Consider the following 21798-nt stretch of genomic DNA (forward strand, 5'->3'; position numbering starts at 1 on the left):
CAGAGCGAGTATTACCCGCTCGTGATAAAGTGTCCAGCCCGACTTGCCAGGCCCCTGAATTATGCCGCTTCCAATAATCGGCTGTGGATCGCCTGTACGACTGCGTCCGATTCCGTTTGCTCAACCAAAAAGCACAGGTTATGGCGACTTGCGCCGTGACAGATCAGGCGAATATTAAAGTCAGCCAGTACTTGCATCAGACTCGCTTCACCATGGCGCAGCTGGATCTCAGAACCTATCATGGCCACCAATGTCAGATTGTTTTCGACACTGACCTGACAAAACTCTCCGAGTTCATCCAGACAAGCTTGCGCCAGCTCGGGCCGTGTGGCATTTGGCGCATTGTCCAGCGTCAATGCAACGCTGATCTCAGAAGTAGTTACCAGATCAACCGAAATATTATGTGCACTCAAAATGGTGAATATACGTGCCAGAAAACCACTTGCAAGCAGCATTTCCGGACTTTTCAGTGTTAACAGGATCTGGTTCTTACGTTGCGTGACTGCACGGATCCCAGGTTCCGAGCGGTTGTTCTTTTCAATCCAGGTCCCACCAGCATGCGGGTCTTTACTTGAGCCCACAAACACTGATATTCCGCTGCGACTGGCAGGCAATATAGTGGCCGGGTGTAGCACTTTAGCACCAAAGGTTGCCATTTCTGCGGCTTCATCAAAACTCAACCGGGCGATTGGCTGCGCTTTTTGGCACAAACGCGGATCTGTACTGAAGATACCAACGACATCTGTCCAGATATGTACACTGCGTGCAGCAATTGCCTCAGCCAGTAGCGCTGCACTATAATCAGACCCGCCGCGCCCCAGCGTGGTGGTTTGTCCCTGATTATCACTGCCTATGAACCCTTGAGTCACCACCACCTGCTCCTGCAACAAGGGAATTAAATGGGCCTCGGCGGCTTCACGTGTTGCGTCAATATCTGGCACTGCCTTACCAAACTGGCGGTCTGTTTTAAGCACCCGTCGCACATCAAATCGGCTGCTGGCAACCCCTAAATCTCTCAGTACCTGAGTAAACAGATAAGATGAAAAGCGCTCTCCAAAACTCAGCATTTCGTCGCACTGCTGTGCGTCCAACGCAGGTAATTGAGCAAGTGTGTGAAAATCATCCCGTGTTTCAGTAAACCCTGCCTCCAGATCAGCATCGAGCGTTAGACATGCCAGAATGCTTTGTTGAATATCCATCACAGACTGAAACAATGCCTGGCGTGCCTCTGCATCGACTTTTTGCTGCGTCAGGGTTACCAGGTGATTCGTCACACCGGCACTCGCGCTCACGGCCACAACACGGACATTCGGGTCATCGTGGACTATCGTGGCGCATCGCTGCATGGCTTCGAAGTTTGCAACACTGGTGCCGCCAAATTTAGCAACGACATACTGGGAATTCATTTTATCTCCTTGGGATCACACTGGGCGATCAACATCAATAAGGAGAACTTGGCAATAGGATGGACTAACCATAAAGAAATGACCTCTGCCAGAAGCTCTCCACCTGAAAACGGTGACAGTCCCGAGGATTCAACCTCAAGGACCGAAAAATCACGCTGACGCAACCTGACTTTTCTCGGCGAGTACTTCCCTCACTGATGGTCACGGGTAATCGTCACCTCACATCAGCTACCTAAGCATCGCGCCTCTTCTGTTTATTTTGCCGGGATTTAACTGAATCCTGGCAAAATAAAAGCCCGCATTTTGTGCGGGCTCGAAAAAGGTATCTTTTAGACGTCTAGGTGTCAAGTACAAATTTGTCCCTGTCACCAAAGTTTAAATAAATTGCCCCATAAAATAGGCGCCCGCATAGCCTGCCGTATAGGCAATTAACAAATACAGGCTCATTCTTAAGTAACTGGTAAAGGTTAGAGCTTTAACTTTACTCATGGCAATGATCCCGGCAGCAGAGCCGATAATCAGCATAGAGCCACCGACACCCGTTGCATAAGTAAAAGTCAGCCATTGCTGAGGGCTCATAACAATGTCCGCCTTTAACAGAGCAGCCGTCAGGGGCACGTTATCTACCGCAGCACTCATAAGGCCAACCAGATAACTGGCATACTGAGGCTCAATGAATTCATACAACTGGGTAAACATATTCAGGACACCCACCTCTTTTAGTGCCCCAACCAGCAACAACACACCGACGAAAAACAGTAAAGTGTCGTACTCTATCTCGCGGATATAATCGATGATCTTTTTGTTGACGTCTTTCTTGCGCATCAGAAACTGCGCCATTAAAAACATCACCGACAGACCACACAGGAAAGTCAGCATAGGTGGGACCTGATATTGCACGCTCAGATACAGCGTGGTGAGTACAGTGGTCATGAAGATAACGGCAATCGTGATGTCCGTTTTCTCTATACGACGCAGCACTTGTTTTTCGAATAGCAGTTGATCTTTCATACCAATGGACAACAGTGTAGCCAGCAACAACACACTGACAATTGAAGGCGCAACTAGCAGCAGGAGATCGGGAATGGTGACCTTGCCAGCCAGGAAAATCATCAGTGTCGTGACATCGCCGGTAATGAGCGATACCCCTCCTGAGTTAACACTAAAAATGATCAATGTGGCATACTTAATCAGTTTCTTCGGGTCTAGTTTGAGTGACATGACCACAGCCAGCGAGATAAGTGTCGCAGTAATGTTGTCAGAAATCGAAGAAAACAAGAAGGCAAAGCCGCCAACCAGGAACATCATTTTACGTTCGCTGATCTGGGTTGGCATCACACGGTGAACAATGTTTTGTATAAAACCTTTGGAGTTCAGGTAAGCAACAAAGGTCATCGCTGCCATCAGGAATAACCACAATGTGGCAATTTCCAGAATGTTGTGATCGAGCCGATGTTGTATAGTTTCTGAGCTTTCGCCATGGATCGGAGAGATAAATAGGATAATCCAACATAAAGTGCCAAAAAAAAGGGTCGTTTTGGCCTTGTTTACATGGATAATATCCTCTATAACGATAAGCACAAAAGCGACCGCTATCAGGGTTAGGATAATGGGCGTGACCATATGCGTAAACAACCTGTAATTAAAAGTAAAAATTGTGAAGAGTAACGTAATCGGCGCGGAGTCTAACACTTAGCAGCACACTGTGCCACGAGTAGTTACATATTATGACAATTTTCTTACCTGATACCGTCACAAAATTGATACACACTGGAAAGCTATGATCCCAGCTAAAAAAGTATTAAATACGCTGAATGAACACTGGGGCGTCCTGGAGCTGCTTTTTAAACGCTTTAAGATGGCCGATTTCAGCCTAAAAGATGTGCAAAACATCATCAAATTGAAAAACCCAAACTGGTCAAGTGAACGTATTTATAGAGAAACCAATCGGTTACTAAACCAGGAAATAATTATTCCTCTGGCCAAATCATCGCAACTCGAAATTAACCGAGCCGTGGCCGACTTCGCTAGTTTTTTATTACAGGAAGAACACCTTGGCCTGGCTGAAGAAATCACAGTATTAGTTAAAGATCTGCAACGACTGGGAGAACGCTTGGCCCAGGCAGGCGATGAAGGCGATCACAGTGAGCTGCGTCGTTTTAGTCGTATTATGGATGAGCGTGTGCGCAAAATCGTCAAGCTGTATCATCATAATGAAAGTGCCATCATGAACCTGGTGGAACAGGCAAAATCAGATCAAGGTAATCTGTCTTTGCAAAAACGCTATCGCGCCGTGATTGAAGCATTTGATGAATATATCGAGCCAATGCTGGAAATGGTCGATATCCATGGACCCTTCCAAGCCTGCTTTACGACTATAGAGCATCAGATCAGTGAACAGATCGCGCAAATCGAACAACTTGGCCGTGGTGCACAGGACAAACGAATGCTCGAGCAATTGCGTACCCGGATCCTTGATATGCACCTGATCGGGCGTGAGAGCTTAGGTAAAAGTGCCGATATGCTGATGCCACTGCGCGAAGAACTCAGACGCAACACACTCATTACCCGCCAGGCGGCAAAAGTCCTGGGCTTGATCCGTAAAAATGGCGTTGATCGTATGCTCAGCCCGGTGCAGCCCTACTTTGTCTCAGACATACAGCGTTTCAGCCTGGGTCAGCAACGTCATATGGTGGCTTATATGGCCAGTCTCAGCGAGTTCGAACACGAGGAATATCAATTGCCGGATCAGCAGGATGTGCCTGCATATCAAAGCCCAAATATTCCGGATTATTCGGACGTGCGTAAATCGTTTAAAGGGTCCGGTAAAAAGCGTACCGCCTTGCTTGGCTTTTTGAGTGAACAATACCCGGCGCTGGAAGCGGATGAAATGCTGTTCTTGTACCAAAAGCTGATCAGCGATCCCGAACTCGATATCGCCCAGGACGAGCAACAACAAACGATGCAAATCGCCAATACCCGCATTCGACTTTATCCGTTCAGTGCAACGGACAAGCAATCAGATAACCAGAATTAGTAAACACCATGACACACATTAATCTAGACGAACTCAGTCAGTTACAGGCGATCAATAAAAAATTGGTCAGTGGCTACCATATCAGCGAACAGGACACGACACAGTGGCAAGAGCTGGATCAACACATAGAGTCATATCAGGCACTGTTCAATGCCCTTGGCCATGACCTGCAACACGACAGCCGTGGCTTTTATTATCTGGCCAGTGATGAAAGCACCCCCAACATGGGCAAGATCTCCCGTGCCATTGCCCTGACTGTATTCATCCTGATCGAGCACTTTGCCAACCAGGGTAAAGATCCGCTGCGCGCTTTGTTTGACGAAGTGCTGGATTTGGAGCTGATGCAGACTCTGGTTCAACTAAACAAACACCTGTTTGACCAGCTAGAAATTTTCTCAGGGTCCGATCTTCGCAAAGACGTTTGTCTGCGTATGGTTCGCCTGGGCCTGGCTCGCGAAGTAGAGCAAGGTTTCTCGCTACTGGCACCGGTATATCGTTATATCGACGCGCTGATGGAAGTAAATGAGGACAATTACGACACACTTGAGGAAGAAGTATGAACAAGCTGTATGGTCTCAGTAAACTCGCCCTGCTCAACACCGCAGGTTATGCCAAGTGTGTGATCCCACTGGATAAAAGTGCCTCTATCTGTGCCCCGAACAACACAGGTAAAAGCTCAGTCATCAATGCCCTACAATTCCCGCTTATCAACGATTTGCGCCTGACCGAATGGGATGGTCATGACCTCGAAGAAACCCGTAAGTTCTACTTTTCAAGTGATCAGTCTTACATTCTGCTTGAAGCAAATCTGCCTCATGGTGACGTCGTCATCGGCGTTGCGGGGTTAGGTAAAATTGCCGGTTACGCGCACCAATTCTTTTGCTATAACGGCAAACTCAACCTGGATGACTTCACCCAGGGAAAAAGCATCATTAAATACACCAAGTTGTTCAATCACTTACAGGAGAAAGGCTTTAAGCCCGTTGAACTCAAAGCGGCCGAACTGAATGCCTTGCTGACAGGCGGGGCAACGCCGTACGATGGTGACATCAATCTCAAGATGATCCCGCTGAACAACGTCCAGGATGCCGCGGTATACAAAGAGATCTTCCGCCGAATTCTGAACCTGCATAAACTGGGTGCCCATGATGTCAAACGCTTTATGCTTAAAGTCTTTGAGCGTCATATGTCCAACTCCAAAGTCGACTTTTATGAAGTATGGCGCCGTGCGTTTGATAAAGTAAACCGCTCTCGCCGAGAGTTGAATGCACTGGAGTCCATGCAGGAACCCATTGCTGCGCTGGAGCAAATGATTGAAGGCGAAGCGACCCTCAAAGGCAAACTTGCCGCCTACGCACCTAAGCTCGACAAAGCCATAGTGGAGTTCGATGAGTATCAGCAGAACCAGATTAGCGAGCTCAATGATCAACTTGAGAATATCGAACAGGAAAAGCGCGAGTTTGAGGAAAAGCAGCAGCTCTATGTGCAACAGTCACGCGATATTGAACGAAAGCAAACACAGATAGAGCAATGGTTTACTGACTACCACGCGCTCAAGTCTGAGTTTGAGCTCACCAACCATGCAACGCTAAAAACCAATCTGACGCTGCTGAAAAAAGAGTACGAACAGCTGTCGTTCTCCATTAACAGTGCACAGGGTCAGAGCCTCCATACGCTGGACTATCGAATTGGCGAAACGCAAAAGCAAGTCAAGAGCCTGAAACTTCAGCTCAAGAACCTGGAATTCAACCTCTTTACCCGAATGCGTGAAGACCTTTCACTGAAAGAAGTAGAAGAGGTCTCTCGAATTCTGAATCCGGATATTTTGTCTTTTGCCACCACCGGTAAGGGCGAAGTTGAGATCAGCGATGACGACGCCTTTGGCGACTTTCTGGCGCAATTATCTGCGGCTGTCAAAGGCGGTGAACTTAAGCTTCCTGGTGCCACCATCAAGCTGAAAAAGCTGGCACCAGTACAAATGCAAAGCGGCGAAAACAAAACCCAGTTGCAGGCGCAGCTGGAGGCACTACAACAGTCACTGCAGGAGCTGAAACAACAGCGCGAAGTGTCTGCCAATGTGGCCGAAAAACAACAAGAACGCGATGCACTCTACGATGAATTAATGGCCACCGAAGCGGCATTAAAACGCTTTGAACAATTCCAGACCATGGCGCAATCGGCTGAAGCCCAACAGGCATTGCAGGAACAGCTGCAAGCTGAGCGCGAGCAAGTAGATGATTACCTGCAGGATGTGCAACGTAATGCCGGGTCAATTTCAGATCGTCGCTCCATCATCAAGAGTAAACAAGATCTGATCCTGCGCCAGGCCGATCGCCTTAAGCAAGTGAAGTCTGAGCGCATCGATCATACGCTCGACTTGTATAGTGGCAAGCAAACGCCCTACCCGGTTGAGATTAAATTAGACTTTGATAACCTGGCCGAAGTGATCCATCAATTCAACAAAGACTGTCAGGAACTTCGAAACCTGGATGTCAATGTGCGCAACACTTACCTGCACATCTACAACGCCGGGATTACTAAGTTCGACAACGAAACAGACGATGCGACTAAGTACGCTAAGCTTATCAGCGCCTATCACAACCTGGATAATGAGCGAGATGCAGTAGAACGTCAGGCCCGTGTGGCACTGACGGAAGTCGCCGCAACCATCAAAGGTCTGCGTGAAGACCTGGATCGCCTGCGCCGGGAAATGAACAGCTTTAACAAAGGGATCAGTCAGCACCGCATCTCTAACCTTAAGGCATTTAAGATCAATGTGATCCCAAGAAAAATGCTGGTTGGGAGTATAGACACTATCATCGCAACATCCGACTTGTATGAGCAAGGTGAAAGCTTTGACTTACTCAGCGAGCAACCCGCCGACAGTCATGCAGTCAACGAAGCTAAAGATCACATTATCAAGCTGGCCAGCGACAAGGCAGGCCTGACACTCACTGACCTGTTTGATATTCGCTTTGAAGTGGTGAATCGCGCAGGCGATACTGAGCACTTTGATAAAATTGACTCTGCCGGCTCAAATGGGACCCGGATCACCATTAAACTTCTGTGCGGCATGTTGTTTATTCGTTATTTGCTATCGGATCAGGAGCAGGCTATGTATCGCATCCCTATCTATATTGATGAGGCAGCCGATATTGACCCGCAAAACCAAAAGGCGATCATCGAAACCGCCCTGAGCTTTGGCTTCGTACCTATTTTCGCCTCGGTTAAACCACAGATAAGTTGTGATTATCTGGTGCCAATCCGCAGCGTCAATCAGGGCAGCCAGAACTGGGTTGACGAAAAAGACTGGATCGAAGTCGAACACAATTAATATCAAAAGGGCACAATTGAGTGCCCTTTTTTGTGATGATCTTCGCGCTTTAACTGTCGTATACTTAGGTAAGCGTTAGATTTTTTTGTTTTTAAGGAGTAAACCATGCTGAACCAACTTAAAAAATACCTTGTCAGCACCAGGACCTTTGCCGTCGTGGCAAGTTTACTGATGCTCAGTGCCTGTGGCACCACCCCGGACTGGGACTACGACAAGTCTGTTGAATTTACAAACTATAAGACCTATGCCTGGTCGGCGGAGGCCAGCTTACAAGCACGCCCGCAAAATTATCAAATCAATGGGTTAATGGAAAAACGTATTCGTAACGCCATCACCGAACAAATGGCAAAGCAGGGATTTAAATTAGTTGACGCCACTGTGGCTGATATTCTGATCAACTACCATGTGGCAGTTGACAAAAAGCTGGAAGTGGACACCTTTAAAGTCAGTTATGGGGCACGCTGGAGCTACTGGGGATGGGGTGTCGATCACCATACTACGGCCCGGGAATATAAAGTTGGCACGCTTGTGGTAGACATTATTGACCGAACTTCCAACCAGCTGGTTTGGCGTGGAGCCAAAGAGAATCGGTTACGTGCCAAGCAAACCCCGGAGCAGCGTACCGAATCAATTAATAAGACAGTTACCGAAATCCTGGCAAACTTCCCGCCTGAAATACAGCACTAAGCTATCATTAAAAAAGCCGATGATATCTTCACGATATCAGCGGCTTTTTACTATTCTCACGTCGGCTCAATTAAAACTGATAGCCAAACTTCAGATAGACCTGACGACCCAACGCACTGTGGGTTTTGTTATCAATACCCATTGATTCAGATGGCGCTAACGGTGCCTCTTCATTCAACAAGTTTGATGCCCCGACGGTTACGGTCAGTTTGTCGTAACCTATATAGCTGACACTGGTATCAACTGTCGTCCAGGAGTCAATTTCATACTTATCGCCATTGCTGTCTGCCAGATCCAAATTCTTATCGACATAGTTAAAACTCAGATTGGCAACAAAATCATCCATTGACCAGTCCACACCAGCTGTCCAGCGATATTTAGGGTGCTGATACTCACCATTGAGGTCTTCAACGACTGTACTGGTGTTGCCAGTGTCGTCACTTTCAAACGATTGCTCTTCAAAGTTCAGTGTATACGTCAAATTGTAATTGAAACGGAACTCACCCATGTCGGACGTATTCAGTAAATATTCAATGTCCAGATCGAAACCATCCGTTTCACGACCACCAATATTCACAAAGGTATCATTGATTGTCAGGATCCGACCTAAGGTGCTTCCCTGATTCGGTGCACGCACCACCAGGTTAGGATCGGTACCACAGCAATCAACCAACTTCTGTGCACCAATTTTCTTGATCAAGTCTTCCTGATCATAGTTCCAGTAATCCACACCAATGCTGAAGGTATCCGTCGCCTGCCAAATCACGCCCAGATTAAAGTTTTCCGACTCCTCAGGTTGCAATTGCTTGTTACCTGCAACGATGGCCGTATATTCAGTCGGAGAACAATCGGCATCATCACCTGTTTGTTTACAACGCTCTTTATCAATTACACTGGGTGACTCATCAGTACGACCAAGGTGTAACTGAACGAGTGAAGGTGCACGGAATGCGGTTCCCCAGGAGCCACGGACCACAACTGAGTCAATGGGTGTCCAGCGAAAAGCCACCTTAGGATCCGTGGTATTACCAAAATCACTGTAGTCTTCATGACGCAATGCGAGCTGAAGCTCTAAGTTTTCCAGTAACGGAGCACTGAATTCTGCGAATACCGCTGTATTGTCACGATCACCATTGGCCTGAGTGGCCTCCGTACCGAATATCTCACCACGGATATACTGGCTATCCGGGTTATCTTCAATTTTTTCATAGCGGTGCTCAAAGCCAAATGCCGCCGACACATAACCATCACCAAATTCAAATAACTCACCAGAAATGGTGCCGTCTAATGACTGCATAGTGGATGAGCCGTAACGCGTTGTGGTAGTTTCAAAGAAATCCAACCCAGCTTGCGTATTCGTGCTGGGTTCAAACGGGTTCCAAAGTCCTGTATCAATCGCCTGCTGGGCCCGCACTTTATTTGGGAAGCCGTCAAAACCTTTTTCGACAGCACTGGACCGAATGGCAGAATATGCAAACTCCCACTCCCAGTCCTGCCACTCACCTCGCATCCCCATCACTGCACGATAGTATTCTGAGTCGACGTCTTTCTTACGGTTACCGATGTCTACGGTACGACGCCGCATTGAAATGTCCACACCATGGAGGTAGTGACCGGGCTGATCAGCTAAGGGGTGATTAGGGTTATCACCTGCCATATTCAGCTCCGTAAAGCTCGGGCTACCGGCGCCCTGAATGAAAGTTGAGGCGTGTTGTGCCGAAAATTCCGCAAAACCTTCAACACCGTCCATAATTTCCTGCACACCGTTATAGTTAAAAGTAACCCGTTCGGTTGAGGGTACCAGGCTCATATGTGGTGCATAATCGTAACGGCAGATATTCCCTATAATCATCTCTGCCGGACAGACATCATTTCCCCACTCGTCAGCGAACAAGGTTTGACGAACCTGAGTACCATCATCCTCGGTACGCACTACTGGCAGCCGTTCCCACTGCTCATCTGTCAACATACTGCGTACTACTTCAATACTGCCAGGGAAGCCAGACGAGCTCAGTGAATTATTTCCGCCCCGAAAAGTCTGGTCAGCCGTTGCCGTATAATCTCTGTCAGAATAAAAAATATCGCCGCGCTTAAAGTAATCAAGCGTAAAGTTGTGATGACCTTTACTGGTTGAATTACCCCATAATAAAGTAAAGTTCTGCTCTTCACCGCCACCGTCTGAAGTGTCAGATATTTTGGCAGCCACCTCAAAGCCATCGATGTCGTTGCGCAGGATAATGTTAATTACCCCTGCAACCGCATCTGAACCATAGGTTGCAGACGCCCCGTCTTTTAACACATCGACGCGCTTTACTGCTGAAACCGGTATAGTGTTTAAATCAACAAACGACGTTTCAATGTCTTTTGCAAACGGACTGACAGCAACCCGACGACCATTAATCAGTACCAAAGTGGATGATGCGCCAAGCCCACGAAGTGCAACGCTGGAACCACCATTTGCCGTGTCATCACTGGAGTTACCTTGAGTACTAAAGGTCCCCGTACCTGCCACAGGTAACTTTTGTAAAGCGCCAATCAGATCTGTTGAGCCTGTTGCAGCCAGATCGGCCGCAGAAATGCTTTGTACCGGCGAAGGCCCTTCCATATCAGAACGCTTGATATGCGAGCCAGTCACCTCTATGCGCTCAACTTCACCTTCTTCCGCCATCGCCATTTGTAAGCTGCCAGTGAGTACTGTTGAGACAGCCAGCGCAGTGAGTGTAATCCCCTTTTTCATTCTTCCTCTTCTCCATAGTGTTAATTATATTTGTAATTGCAAACATTTTATAACACAGAGAAAACAACTTAAGAACACATAAATACAAAAGATAAAACCAAAATAAACAAAAGAGATTGCAAATTAAGCAGGTATTGCGCTTTCACGCTTTATTAATGAATTTTTCGCTGAGATCAAAAAGCCCGGCATACCAGGCCGGGCTTTTTATTGCATTGATAGCAAGTAGTTAGATAGCTGTATTATTGATATTTTTAATAAACTGCTTAACAGGTACATCGTTACACTTTAGGTTACGTGCCTGATGACGGAATTTATCCAGACTTGATAGTCCCTCTTTGGCAGCCTTGAGACATAATTCAGTCGCAATTGTGCCATTTTTAGCAACAAGCTTTATTTTTGCTTGCTCATTCGCCGACTCAGCTTTAACTTGTTTGGCAAATGAACGGATGTCTTCACCGTTACACTCAAGTGTTTTAGAAAAACGTGATACGAACACACCGTGCTTGGAACCATACGCACGTGCAGCACTCAGACCTTGCTCTGCCGCGATAGCGCATACTTTAGATTCTGGTGATGCGTTGCCGTTCACAACTTGTGCGCCAGCAGAAGCAGAAAAAGATGCAATCGAGATCAGTGTAACAAGAGAGAGAGACTTAAACATAATTTACCCCAAATGAACGAATTGGTGCGCATTATATATACAACACTCCCTTTGTAAATGGTAAAAACTAACTTTACTGATCATTTAATAGCCTATTCACAACTCCCTAATCAGGCGCTTTAAAGCGGTTACAATTTTCGCGTTCATTAACAAATCTGCGCATCATAAATACCGTTTTATGGAACACATAATTCCCCACTTACATACCAACTTCAGGACCAAACGCAACAAGGTAAAATCTCGCTCCCCTCTCCATTCGCGCAGACATAAATGATAGACTTAACGCCACTTAATTCTGCATATTAAAGAACAACAATTATGAAAGTTATCTCATTCAATATAAATGGTCTGCGTGCCCGCTTGCATCAGCTGCAGGCTCTGATCGACAAACATCAGCCTGATGTTATCGGTTTGCAGGAAATCAAAGTCCATGATGAAGCCTTTCCGGTCGCTGACGTTGAAGCAATGGGCTACCACGTCTATTTTCACGGCCAAAAAGCTCACTATGGTGTTGCACTGCTTTCTAAAAAGCCAGCTAAACAAATCCAAAAGGGATTTTCAACAGACACAGAAGAGTCGCAAAAGCGCATGATAATCGGCACCTTTGAAAGTAACAGCGGTGAAGATGTCACGGTTATGAATGGTTACTTCCCACAGGGTGACAATATTAACCACGAAACCAAATTTCCGTACAAACGCCAGTTTTATGCAGATTTGATGACTCACCTGGACAGCACTGCCGATAACAGTGAGCATTTGATTGTGATGGGTGACATTAATATTTCTCCTGTCGATCTGGATATCGGGATCGGCGAGCCTAACCGTAAGCGCTGGCTTAAAACGGGTAAATGTTCATTCCAGCCCGTAGAACGTGAATGGCTGAAAACCTTACTCGACTGGGGCCTGAAAGATACTTTCCGTGAGCTAACTCCGAATGCGAGCGAGAAGTACTCATGGTTTGATTATCGCTCTAAAGGGTTTGACGACAATCGCGGACTGCGTATCGACGTTGTCCTTGCGACTGCCCCTTTGATGGCTAAATGTGTTGAGAGTGATATCGACTATGAACTGCGCGGTATCGAAAAGCCTTCAGATCATGCGCCAGTCTGGGCGACCTTTGACCTGTAATTGACATGTTCACAGCACTTATGGCCGTAGGCTTGTTTGCCCTGAGCTTCAACAAACAGCAGTACCAGGCATTGCTACAAACACCGGCAAGACAAACCGGCGTATTAGCTTGTGCCCTGGTACTGGCGCTGCTATGGCAGATCCAGGCAGGTATCTTGCCACACCTCTCTATCCATATCTTGGGGATCACCGCGGCAACACTCACGCTCGGTTGGCATATGGGCCTGTTATGTGCCACGCTCGCGACTTTACTCAGTTATTTCTTTGGCCCCATGCCCATCGAAAACTTATGGACATTCTGGCTGTTTACCGCTCTACTTCCGGTTTATCTGAGCTACGGCCTATTTTTGCTCTGTTATCACTTTCTCAGTCGCCATTTTTTTGTCTATATCTTTGTCTGTGCATTTTTGTGTGGCGGCCTCGTTGCAGCCAGTAAAATAGCGATAAGTGCACTGTATTACCTAAGCATTGGACTTTATGACTGGCCTGTACTGGTCGACAATTATATCTTTTATGCGATCATCATGTGGTTTCCGGAAGCCATGCTGAATGGCATGGCCATCACTTTACTGATCACTTACCGCCCACACTGGGTCAAAACCTTTTACGATAGGGATTACTTAGATAAATGACGCTACATTATCGCTGCCCCATTTGCTCAGCACCTTTGACTGAACAAAATAAAACGTTTCGTTGTGAACACAATCATCAATTTGATGTAGCGAAAGAAGGGTATGTTAATCTCCTCCCGGTCCAGTTTAAGAAGTCCCGCCAGCCGGGTGACAATTTAGACATGGTTCAGGCACGGCGCAACTTTTTTGCCACCGAACACTATCAGTTTTTACAAACTCACCTGGCACACGCCATAGCCACATTATCCAATGAGTCTGTTATCGACTTAGGGTGCGGAGAAGGCTTTTATACTCAGGAAATTGCCAACGCGCTGCCAGCAACCAGCCAGGTATTTGGTGTAGACATCTCAAAACCGGCTATCCGTTACGCGGCAAAACGCTATCCTCAGGTCCAGTTCAGCGTTGCCTCAATTAAAGATGCACCGTTTGTCGAACACCAAGCAGATGTGTTGCTGAGTGTGTTTGCGCCGGTATTTGCTGACGAAATGGCCCGTTTACTCAAACCTGAAGGCCAGCTACTGGTTGTCAGCCCAGGTCCTAAGCACTTGTACGAACTTAAAACACATATCTACGATGAAGTGAGATTACATGATGCACCGGACTGTCCAAAGGGCTTTACTGAAGTGGCTCAGGAGCATCTCGAGCAGACACATAAAGTCGCGACAGACGTCATTAAGCATTTGATAAAAATGACGCCCTTTGCATGGAAATTCAAAGAAAGCCATTACCAAGCATTAGAGCAAGCAAGTTACCACGAGGTAACCTTTTCGTTTCTGATCACACGCTACCAAAAATCTGAGTTGGTGGCTGATTAATCCGTATAAAACATAAAAAACCTCTGACTTATCAGAGGTTTTCTTTTGCAAATGCTTTGTCCATTTTCTCAAACATATCGTTCAGCAGTTTCGCCAGTTCACGATACTTGGGATCCCGTGCAGCATCGGCCTGATACCCATTGGCCACCATTTTGTGATACAGCTCTTTATACCAACTATTCAAAGCCGGATCCAACCGAGTATCCGCCCGCTTCCCCAGCCAAAGTAAACCCTGAACAGGCAAAGACAAGAAGAATAGCGCAATCGTAATGGCCTGAGGTAAATAAGCCATCCCCAAGTACGAAGTCTGGACAAAGACCGAAATAATCGCCAGCGCAGGCATTACCTGAAGGGCAAACTCAGTGGCTTTAATCACTCTGAATTCGGGAAATAACAGCGTCAATTCCTTGCGCATTGGCCATTCTTTGGCATACTGACGTCCAAGTTGCACTTGTGAAATAAGACTTTTCTGCATCATAACTCCCGGGTGCGAGGGAAAATTCTCTGCGCATTATATTGATTTAAAACCGCAACGGGCAACTTACATTTAGTCAATTTCAGGAAACCAAGCAACACTATTAACCCGTTGCTTACCTGCCATCGACCAGCGCCTGCTTAACAATCAATAAAACTCGCAATAAAACACGATAAACCAATATCGATGGCCTAACGTTTCTCAAAAAAATCGGGTAAAATTAACTTTGTACTCGTCAATTATACCTTAGTCTAATATTAAGCTAAATGCGCCATTTCATTTAGCTTAATACGCAATAACAGTTATTGTCAAAACGGATAGTCATTATGTCATCTACCCATGTTCTGGTACTCAATTGTGGCAGCTCCAGCCTCAAGTTCGCAATCATAGACCCAAACACCGCTCAGGAACACCTTTCTGGCCTCGCTGAACGCCTCGGCGAAGACAGCCCACAAATTAAATATAAATATGATGGCGAAAAACACATCATCATGCTCAATTCTGGCGATGCGCATCAGATTGCCATCGACAAACTTGTCGAACTGGTCAAATCCCTCAACCTCGACAATAAACTGGTGGCTGTGGGTCACCGCGTCGTTCATGGTGGTGAACACTTCACACAATCAGCACTGATAGATGACACCGTTCACCAGGCTATAGTTAAAACCGCAGATCTGGCGCCATTGCATAATCCAGCTAACCTGCTCGGCATTGACGCTGCTACCCAGGCATTTAGCCACTTGCCACAAATTGCCGTCTTTGATACCGCGTTCCATCAGAGCATGGCCCCCAGTGCCTACCTGTACGCTTTACCTTATGACCTGTATAAAACCCATGGTATTCGTCGCTATGGTTTCCATGGTACCAGCCACTACTTTGTATCGACTCAGGCCATCAAAGCATTAGGGCTTGAGCAGAAAAGTTCTCGTATTATTACCGCGCACCTCGGTAACGGTTGCTCAGTGTGTGCGATAAAAGACGGTAAATCAGTCGATACCAGCATGGGGCTTACGCCACTGGAGGGCCTGATCATGGGCACTCGCAGTGGAGACATCGATCCGGGCCTTTTCTCCTATCTGGTTAACCAGCTTGATTACAGCGTTGAACAAGTCGACACGTTACTGAATAAACAAAGCGGTCTGCTGGGGATCAGTGAACTGTCGAATGACTGCCGCACCATTGAAGAGGCGGCAGCGGACGGACACCCACAAGCAACGCTGGCATTGGAGATGTTCTGTTATCGCTTAGCTAAACAAATTGCCAGTTTTGCCGTGCCACTGGGTGGTGTAGATGCCGTGGTGTTCACTGGCGGTATTGGCGAGAATTCAGATGTGATCAGGGCAAACGTTGTCGAGCAACTCGGGTTCTTAGGTATGACAATTGATGAGTCAGCGAACCTGGATGCTCGCTTTGGCAAGCAGGGCGAAATTACACGCACAGGTACTGGCCCCAAGGCATTAGTCATCCCTACCAATGAAGAGTGGGTGATTGCCCATGATGCAGCGCAACTGGCACAGGAGCAATAAGCCATGAGCCGTCGTATTATGTTAATCCCTATTTCCACCGGTGTTGGCTTAACGTCAGTATCAGTTGGGATAGTCCGTGCGCTGGAACAAAAAGCCGTTTCGGTTAACTTTTTCAAACCGATTGCACAACCACGAAAAGAAGACACAGGCCCTGAAAAATCAACTTTAATCGTCCAACAAGGCTCTTCGATTTCTCCACCAAAACCGTTTGAGCTCAGCTACGCAGAGCAAATGATCGGTGACGGGAAAGGCGACGACTTGCTCGAAGAAATCGTTGAGCGTTTTGAAAGTGCCATCAACCCTGGTGAAGTGGCTATCATTGAAGGCATGGTCCCTACCCGTCGTCAGCCTTATGCAGGTCGAGTGAATCGGGAGATCGCGCAAACACTCGGTGCGGACATCGTATTTGTGCTCACCCCGGGCAATGACAGCAACGATCAACTGGAGGATCGTCTGGAGATTGCCGCCGGTAACTATGGTGGTGTCGACCACCCGCGGGTATTGGGTTGCATCTTTAACAAGGTAAACGCGCCACTGGACGAGGATGGTCGTGCGCGTGCGGACCTGGTTGATCAACATGAACCCGAGCAGCTAGAAAATGAAATTAACAGGCTCGCCTCACTACCTATCTTCCGTAAGCACCCGTTTATGTTACTGGGTGCCATTCCCTGGGACTTTGATCTTGTTGCGCCACGAGTGGTTGACCTGAGTAATTACCTGGGCGCAGAAGTGATTAACGCCGGTGACATGGCACATCGACGGTTAAGACGAGTGACCTTTTGTGCCAGAACAGTGTCAAACATCCTGAACCATTTTACGCCAGGTGCGCTATTGGTTACGCCAGGTGATCGTTCTGATATTCTCGTTGCTGGCTGTCTGAGTGCTATGAATGGCACTAAGCTTGGTGCTATTTTGCTCACTGGCGGATTCAAACCCGAAGCCAAAATCATGGAGCTGTGTGAGCAAGCTATGGCAACCGGCCTGCCAATTTTAGCGACCACAGCGGATACCTGGCGAACGTCTTTGTTGCTACATAACTTCAACATGGAAGTCCCGGCTGATGATGAACAGCGTATCGACAAAGTAAAGCAGCATAACGCCAGTCACATTGATGCAGACTGGCTAGATTCGTTGGCTCAGGGCGTGGCCCGGACACGGAAGTTATCGCCACCTGCTTTTCGCTTCTTGCTGACAGACTCTGCACGAAAAGCGAACAAGACCATAGTATTGCCGGAAGGCAATGAACCTCGCACGATTAAGGCCGCGGCAATCTGTGGCGAGCGCGGTATTGCCAGAACGGTATTACTGGGAGAGCGCGAAGAGATAGAACGTATCGCGGCACAACAAGGTGTTGAACTCAACGACAATGTCACCATTCTCGATCCGCAAGAAGAAGTTGAGAAGTATATTGCACCTATGGTTGAACTGCGCAAAAACAAAGGCCTGACTGAAGTTGTCGCTGCCGAGCAACTACAAGACAATGTGGTACTGGGTACAATGATGCTGGCTGAGGACAAGGTCGATGGTCTGGTATCAGGCGCTGTCAACACCACTGCAAACACGATCCGCCCGCCACTTCAGCTCATCAAAACAGCCCCGGATTCATCCTTAGTCAGCTCAGTATTCTTTATGCTACTGCCCGATCAGGTCCTGGTTTATGGTGACTGTGCCATTAACCCTGACCCAGCCGCTGAGCAACTGGCTGATATCGCGATTCAATCTGCAGAGTCTGCCGCTGCATTTGGCATTGAGCCAAAAGTGGCCATGATCAGCTATAGCACGGGTACCTCTGGCCAGGGTGCTGACGTAGACAAGGTACGTGAAGCTACGCGCATTGCGCAGGAAAAGCGCCCGGATCTCGATATTGACGGACCGCTGCAATACGACGCAGCTATCATGGAAAATGTGGCACGTAAGAAAGCGCCGAACAGTAAAGTAGCAGGAAAGGCGACAGTATTTGTATTCCCGGACCTCAATACTGGTAACACCACCTACAAAGCCGTTCAGCGGAGCGCCGATCTGATCAGTATTGGTCCGATGCTACAGGGGATGCGCAAGCCCGTGAACGACCTTAGCCGTGGTGCACTAGTTGATGATATCGTGTATACCATCGCACTGACCGCAATCCAGGCGGGACAAAACGACCAGTAACACCGCCGTGCAATCTGTGGTCTAATTCGGGAAGTATGCCCACTTCCCGAATTATAACCTGACGGGCTGTGCAGCCAACGGAAAAAGGTTTCTTTTGGCTATGCTTGACTATACTATTACAGAGTCGAAGATGTCGGGACTCGGATATGTCGAAGCAAACATTACAGGTATTGCCACACAATTTTACCATCCATAGTCTGGATAGTGATCAGGCTGTGCCCACAGAAGTAATGTCAGCCGAGATCTTCTTCATCGCCAAAACCTCTGAAGAGCTCTCGATTGTCTGTCCCAGCGACTTGGTGTTTAACAGCTTCGCCACAGAGCCACATTGGCGCGCATTGGAAGTCATTGGCCCTTTGGGGTTTTCGCTCACTGGCATCATGGCCAACATATCTGGCGTACTGGCCAGTGCCAATGTCTCCATTTTTTCCATTTCCACCTACGACACTGACTATATTCTGGTTAAAGAAACCCAACTACCCGACGCTATTAAAGCACTCAAAAAAGATGGATACCTGTTTGTCTGATGCACTTATCACAGCAAATTAATTACGCCCCCATTGCCCAAATTGCTAATCCGATCATGCATATTGCCAGTCCGTTTACGGGTAAGGTCCACCCAGCGAGTCAGCATCCAGAAGCGTTATTTTCCAGCGGTATGTTGGGTCCTGGGGTCTGCGTAAAGTTAAATGCAGCCATGATGCTGGCACCTTGCCCCGCCAAGGTCGAAAAAATCAGTCAACACGGTAGTGAATTTGTCCTTAGAACAAAATCGGGGTTGCTTCTGCTACTGCACCTCCTTATCCCGGCAGAGTACCGAAGAACTGAACACCTCATTCAGCACAGCTATGGCAAAAAGCACGTCGCGATGGGCGATATCTTGTGCTACTTCGATGTACCGAGCGATGTCGATGTGCTGGGCACCCTGCTATTGCTCAATGCAGACAAACTGGGACCGTGTTATTATCCTTTAAATCAAGTCACTGCGGGTAAAGATCCGCTTATCACATTATCCAGAGCATGTAATTTATGACCACCATTATGTACGGTATCAGCAACTGCGATACGATTAAAAAAGCAAAGAAATTCCTTGAACAAAACGACATCAGCTACACCTTTCACGACTACCGCAAAGACGGGCTCGATGAGCAAATGCTGGCTGAATTTGTTGCGGCACTGGGCTGGGAAAATGTACTGAACAAACGTGGTACCACCTATCGTGCACTCAGCGATGAAGACAAACAAAACCTGGATGCTGACAGTGCACAAACACATATGTTAGCCGCCCCAGCCATGATAAAACGTCCTATTCTGCTGCACGCTGGCCAATATCACCTGGGCTTTAAAGCGCCACAGTATCAGGAAATTTTCTCACTATGAGTGAGACACACAGTGAAGTAGTCGCGCTGGCCAAGGCACTTATCCAGCGCCCTTCCGTCACGCCTGAGGATGCCGGGTGCCAGGCAATGATCAATGCCCGCCTGAGTGCACTGGGGTTTAATGTCGAAGAGCACTTCTTCGTTGATACACTTAATACCTGGGCACGCAAAGGAGATGAAGGGCCACACTTTTGCTTTGCAGGCCACACCGACGTGGTGCCCGTTGGCAACGAACGTGACTGGCACTATCCGCCTTTTTCAGGTGAAATACACGACGGTATGCTGCATGGCCGTGGTGCTGCCGATATGAAAGGGTCACTGGCTGCTATGGTGGTGGCGACTGAACGTTTTGTCACGCGTTTTCCAGACCACAAAGGGTCGATCAGCTTTTTAATTACCTCTGACGAGGAAGGCCCCTTTATTAATGGCACCACCAAAGTGGTGGATTTACTTGAAGCAAGAAATGAAAAAATAGACATGTGTCTGGTTGGCGAGCCCTCATCCAGGGATCAGCTTGGTGATGTGGTTAAAAACGGACGTCGTGGTTCACTCACGGGACATTTGACCATCAAGGGAATACAAGGCCATGTTGCCTATCCGCACTTAGCCAAGAACCCAATCCATCTCAGTACACCCGCGCTGACTGAACTCAGCACAACCCAATGGGATCAGGGTAATACTTTTTTCCCGGCTACCAGTTTTCAGATCTCGAATATCCACGGTGGCACCGGGGCCGGTAATGTCATCCCAGGTAGCCTGGATGTGCAGTTTAATTTTCGTTTTAGTACCGAAGTGACCGCAGAGCAACTCAAGACACGTGTGGCCGAAATACTCGACAAACATGACCTCGACTATGAGCTTCACTGGACACTAAACGGTCTGCCCTTTTTGACAGAGCCGGGTCCTTTACTGAGTGTTACCCTGGATGCCATCAAAACAGTCACCGGGATTAATTCGAACCCGGAAACCACTGGCGGAACCTCTGATGGTCGCTTCATCGCGCAAACCGGTTGTAAAGTGATTGAACTGGGCCCGGTGAATGCCACGATCCATCAGGTCAATGAGTGTGTGAGTACGGAATCTCTCGATCAGCTTGCAGCAATCTATGAATTGATCCTGGAAAAACTACTTACATGATCCAACTCAGCACGCTTGCCTCACAGGCATCAGGCCTGTCCACCAGCCATTTGATTGCGGTAGATAATGTGATGGTCCATAGTGCGGTGCAACGTGATCTCTGCGCGCTTAGCAAAGCGGCCGAGCGCGCCGGGTTTACCTTCAGTATCGCCTCGGCACATCGTGACTTCCATCGTCAATGTCTGATCTGGAACAACAAGGTAAACGGTGTGCGCCCAGTATTGAACAGTCAAAATGAACCAGTTGACCTGGCTTTGTTATCACCACAAGCACGAGTGCACGCAATCATGCTTTACTCAGCGCTGCCAGGCGCAAGCCGGCATCACTTTGGCACCGATCTGGATGTTTACGCGCGCAATTGTCTGCCTGACGGTCAGCAGCTTCAATTGGAGCCCTGGGAGTATGAGCAAGATGGGCCTTTTGGCGAATTTAATGCCTGGCTGAGCGAACATTTAGCAGAGTTTGGTTTTTTTCGGCCCTATCAGCGTTACCAGGGAGGCGTTGCGGCTGAACCCTGGCACATCAGTCACCGTCGTTGTGCCACACAAATGATGACGGCATTGTCGTTGCAAACACTGACAACCGTGATTGACGCTCATGACGTTGCAGCGAAGGACACTATCTTGGCTATGTTGCCAACGCTGTATGATCAGTACATTGACAACATATGTGACTAAGTCAGCAATACAGAAA

Annotated in this window: 19 protein-coding genes and 1 riboswitch; of the genes, 14 read left to right on the forward strand and 5 right to left on the reverse strand. The window is 47.8% G+C overall.

Annotation, left to right across the window (positions count from 1 at the left end; translation table 11 throughout):
• Positions 1 to 59 precede the first annotated feature (59 nt).
• Complete coding sequence (lysC, locus tag AT705_RS04445) at positions 60 to 1406, reverse strand: lysine-sensitive aspartokinase 3 (RefSeq protein WP_058795653.1); 1347 nt, start codon at positions 1404 to 1406, stop codon at positions 60 to 62.
• Positions 1407 to 1490: 84 nt separating this feature from the next.
• Positions 1491 to 1664, reverse strand: a riboswitch (Lysine riboswitch).
• 117 nt (positions 1665 to 1781) lie between these two features.
• Complete coding sequence (gene nhaD, locus AT705_RS04450) at positions 1782 to 3029, reverse strand: sodium:proton antiporter NhaD (protein WP_058795654.1); 1248 nt, start codon at positions 3027 to 3029, stop codon at positions 1782 to 1784.
• A 157-nt stretch (positions 3030 to 3186) separates the two neighbouring features.
• Between nhaD and AT705_RS04455 the strand changes: the two genes are divergently transcribed.
• The 4 genes from AT705_RS04455 to AT705_RS04470 all read left to right on the forward strand — a co-directional run bounded on the left by AT705_RS04455 (position 3187) and on the right by AT705_RS04470 (position 8464).
• Positions 3187 to 4443 (forward strand): hypothetical protein, encoded by a 1257-nt coding sequence (locus AT705_RS04455; protein WP_058795655.1) that lies wholly within the window; start codon positions 3187 to 3189, stop codon positions 4441 to 4443.
• An 8-nt stretch (positions 4444 to 4451) separates the two neighbouring features.
• Positions 4452 to 5003 (forward strand): condensin complex protein MksE, encoded by a 552-nt coding sequence (locus AT705_RS04460; RefSeq protein ID WP_058795656.1) that lies wholly within the window; start codon positions 4452 to 4454, stop codon positions 5001 to 5003.
• Positions 5000 to 7777: a hypothetical protein gene (locus AT705_RS04465; protein WP_058795657.1), complete on the forward strand. Its 2778-nt coding sequence runs from the start codon at positions 5000 to 5002 to the stop codon at positions 7775 to 7777. Before AT705_RS04460 ends, AT705_RS04465 begins: the two co-directional genes overlap by 4 nt.
• 105 nt (positions 7778 to 7882) lie before the next feature.
• A complete protein-coding gene (locus tag AT705_RS04470; RefSeq protein ID WP_049865106.1) occupies positions 7883 to 8464 on the forward strand; it encodes a DUF4136 domain-containing protein in 582 nt (193 codons plus the stop codon).
• Between the two features lie 70 nt (positions 8465 to 8534).
• On the opposite strand, the gene AT705_RS04475 is transcribed toward AT705_RS04470, so the two are convergent.
• Complete coding sequence (locus AT705_RS04475) at positions 8535 to 11201, reverse strand: TonB-dependent receptor plug domain-containing protein (protein ID WP_058795658.1); 2667 nt, start codon at positions 11199 to 11201, stop codon at positions 8535 to 8537.
• 226 nt (positions 11202 to 11427) lie between these two features.
• Entirely contained in the window at positions 11428 to 11862 is a 435-nt protein-coding gene (locus tag AT705_RS04480; RefSeq protein WP_058795659.1) for a hypothetical protein, read from the reverse strand.
• 318 nt (positions 11863 to 12180) lie between these two features.
• Here AT705_RS04480 and xthA point away from each other — a divergent pair, with 318 nt between their 5' ends.
• The 3 genes from xthA to rlmA are packed head-to-tail and all read left to right on the forward strand — an operon-like array spanning position 12181 to position 14437.
• Complete coding sequence (gene xthA / locus AT705_RS04485) at positions 12181 to 12990, forward strand: exodeoxyribonuclease III (RefSeq protein ID WP_058795660.1); 810 nt, start codon at positions 12181 to 12183, stop codon at positions 12988 to 12990.
• 5 nt (positions 12991 to 12995) lie between these two features.
• Positions 12996 to 13622 carry an energy-coupling factor ABC transporter permease gene (locus AT705_RS04490; RefSeq protein ID WP_058795661.1) on the forward strand — a complete coding sequence of 209 codons (627 nt, stop codon included), beginning with the start codon at positions 12996 to 12998 and terminating at the stop codon, positions 13620 to 13622.
• Complete coding sequence (gene rlmA / locus AT705_RS04495; RefSeq protein ID WP_058795662.1) at positions 13619 to 14437, forward strand: 23S rRNA (guanine(745)-N(1))-methyltransferase; 819 nt, start codon at positions 13619 to 13621, stop codon at positions 14435 to 14437. The genes AT705_RS04490 and rlmA overlap by 4 nt, the downstream gene beginning before the upstream one ends.
• A 31-nt stretch (positions 14438 to 14468) precedes the next feature.
• Here rlmA and yfbV read toward each other — a convergent pair whose 3' ends face one another.
• Positions 14469 to 14912, reverse strand: coding sequence for a terminus macrodomain insulation protein YfbV (gene yfbV, locus AT705_RS04500; protein WP_058795663.1), 444 nt, complete (start codon positions 14910 to 14912; stop codon positions 14469 to 14471).
• 326 nt (positions 14913 to 15238) lie between these two features.
• Here yfbV and AT705_RS04505 point away from each other — a divergent pair, with 326 nt between their 5' ends.
• The 7 genes from AT705_RS04505 to AT705_RS04535 all read left to right on the forward strand — a co-directional run bounded on the left by AT705_RS04505 (position 15239) and on the right by AT705_RS04535 (position 21782).
• Positions 15239 to 16438, forward strand: coding sequence for an acetate/propionate family kinase (locus AT705_RS04505; RefSeq protein WP_058795664.1), 1200 nt, complete (start codon positions 15239 to 15241; stop codon positions 16436 to 16438).
• 3 nt (positions 16439 to 16441) lie between these two features.
• A complete protein-coding gene (gene pta / locus AT705_RS04510) occupies positions 16442 to 18589 on the forward strand; it encodes a phosphate acetyltransferase (RefSeq protein WP_058795665.1) in 2148 nt (715 codons plus the stop codon).
• Between the two features lie 146 nt (positions 18590 to 18735).
• On the forward strand, positions 18736 to 19116 hold the full coding sequence (locus AT705_RS04515; RefSeq protein ID WP_058795666.1) for an ACT domain-containing protein: 381 nt from the start codon (positions 18736 to 18738) through the stop codon (positions 19114 to 19116).
• Positions 19116 to 19622, forward strand: coding sequence for a PTS glucose transporter subunit IIA (locus AT705_RS04520; RefSeq protein WP_058795667.1), 507 nt, complete (start codon positions 19116 to 19118; stop codon positions 19620 to 19622). Before AT705_RS04515 ends, AT705_RS04520 begins: the two co-directional genes overlap by 1 nt.
• Positions 19619 to 19969, forward strand: a complete 351-nt coding sequence (locus AT705_RS04525) for an ArsC family reductase (RefSeq protein ID WP_058795668.1) — start codon at positions 19619 to 19621, stop codon at positions 19967 to 19969. The genes AT705_RS04520 and AT705_RS04525 overlap by 4 nt, the downstream gene beginning before the upstream one ends.
• Positions 19966 to 21105: a succinyl-diaminopimelate desuccinylase gene (gene dapE, locus AT705_RS04530; RefSeq protein WP_058795669.1), complete on the forward strand. Its 1140-nt coding sequence runs from the start codon at positions 19966 to 19968 to the stop codon at positions 21103 to 21105. The genes AT705_RS04525 and dapE overlap by 4 nt, the downstream gene beginning before the upstream one ends.
• The gene (locus AT705_RS04535) at positions 21102 to 21782 is read left to right on the forward strand and encodes a M15 family metallopeptidase (protein WP_058795670.1); all 681 of its coding nucleotides are present in this window, start codon (positions 21102 to 21104) and stop codon (positions 21780 to 21782) included. Before dapE ends, AT705_RS04535 begins: the two co-directional genes overlap by 4 nt.
• The last annotated feature ends 16 nt before the right edge of the window (positions 21783 to 21798 follow it).

Source organism: Pseudoalteromonas rubra, from assembly GCF_001482385.1.
Lineage (GTDB): Bacteria > Pseudomonadota > Gammaproteobacteria > Enterobacterales > Alteromonadaceae > Pseudoalteromonas > Pseudoalteromonas ardens.

Coding starts and splice junctions, on each gene's coding strand:
- rlmA (WP_058795662.1), top strand. CDS start 13,619: ATGACGCTACATTATCGCTGCCCCATTTGCTCAGCACCTTTGACTGAA.
- AT705_RS04520 (WP_058795667.1), top strand. CDS start 19,116: ATGCACTTATCACAGCAAATTAATTACGCCCCCATTGCCCAAATTGCT.
- AT705_RS04460 (WP_058795656.1), top strand. CDS start 4,452: ATGACACACATTAATCTAGACGAACTCAGTCAGTTACAGGCGATCAAT.
- AT705_RS04470 (WP_049865106.1), top strand. CDS start 7,883: ATGCTGAACCAACTTAAAAAATACCTTGTCAGCACCAGGACCTTTGCC.
- AT705_RS04515 (WP_058795666.1), top strand. CDS start 18,736: ATGTCGAAGCAAACATTACAGGTATTGCCACACAATTTTACCATCCAT.
- AT705_RS04505 (WP_058795664.1), top strand. CDS start 15,239: ATGTCATCTACCCATGTTCTGGTACTCAATTGTGGCAGCTCCAGCCTC.
- lysC (WP_058795653.1), bottom strand. CDS start 1,406: ATGAATTCCCAGTATGTCGTTGCTAAATTTGGCGGCACCAGTGTTGCA.
- pta (WP_058795665.1), top strand. CDS start 16,442: ATGAGCCGTCGTATTATGTTAATCCCTATTTCCACCGGTGTTGGCTTA.
- AT705_RS04455 (WP_058795655.1), top strand. CDS start 3,187: ATGATCCCAGCTAAAAAAGTATTAAATACGCTGAATGAACACTGGGGC.
- AT705_RS04475 (WP_058795658.1), bottom strand. CDS start 11,201: ATGAAAAAGGGGATTACACTCACTGCGCTGGCTGTCTCAACAGTACTC.
- AT705_RS04480 (WP_058795659.1), bottom strand. CDS start 11,862: ATGTTTAAGTCTCTCTCTCTTGTTACACTGATCTCGATTGCATCTTTT.
- AT705_RS04465 (WP_058795657.1), top strand. CDS start 5,000: ATGAACAAGCTGTATGGTCTCAGTAAACTCGCCCTGCTCAACACCGCA.
- AT705_RS04525 (WP_058795668.1), top strand. CDS start 19,619: ATGACCACCATTATGTACGGTATCAGCAACTGCGATACGATTAAAAAA.
- xthA (WP_058795660.1), top strand. CDS start 12,181: ATGAAAGTTATCTCATTCAATATAAATGGTCTGCGTGCCCGCTTGCAT.
- dapE (WP_058795669.1), top strand. CDS start 19,966: ATGAGTGAGACACACAGTGAAGTAGTCGCGCTGGCCAAGGCACTTATC.
- AT705_RS04490 (WP_058795661.1), top strand. CDS start 12,996: ATGTTCACAGCACTTATGGCCGTAGGCTTGTTTGCCCTGAGCTTCAAC.
- nhaD (WP_058795654.1), bottom strand. CDS start 3,029: ATGGTCACGCCCATTATCCTAACCCTGATAGCGGTCGCTTTTGTGCTT.
- AT705_RS04535 (WP_058795670.1), top strand. CDS start 21,102: ATGATCCAACTCAGCACGCTTGCCTCACAGGCATCAGGCCTGTCCACC.
- yfbV (WP_058795663.1), bottom strand. CDS start 14,912: ATGCAGAAAAGTCTTATTTCACAAGTGCAACTTGGACGTCAGTATGCC.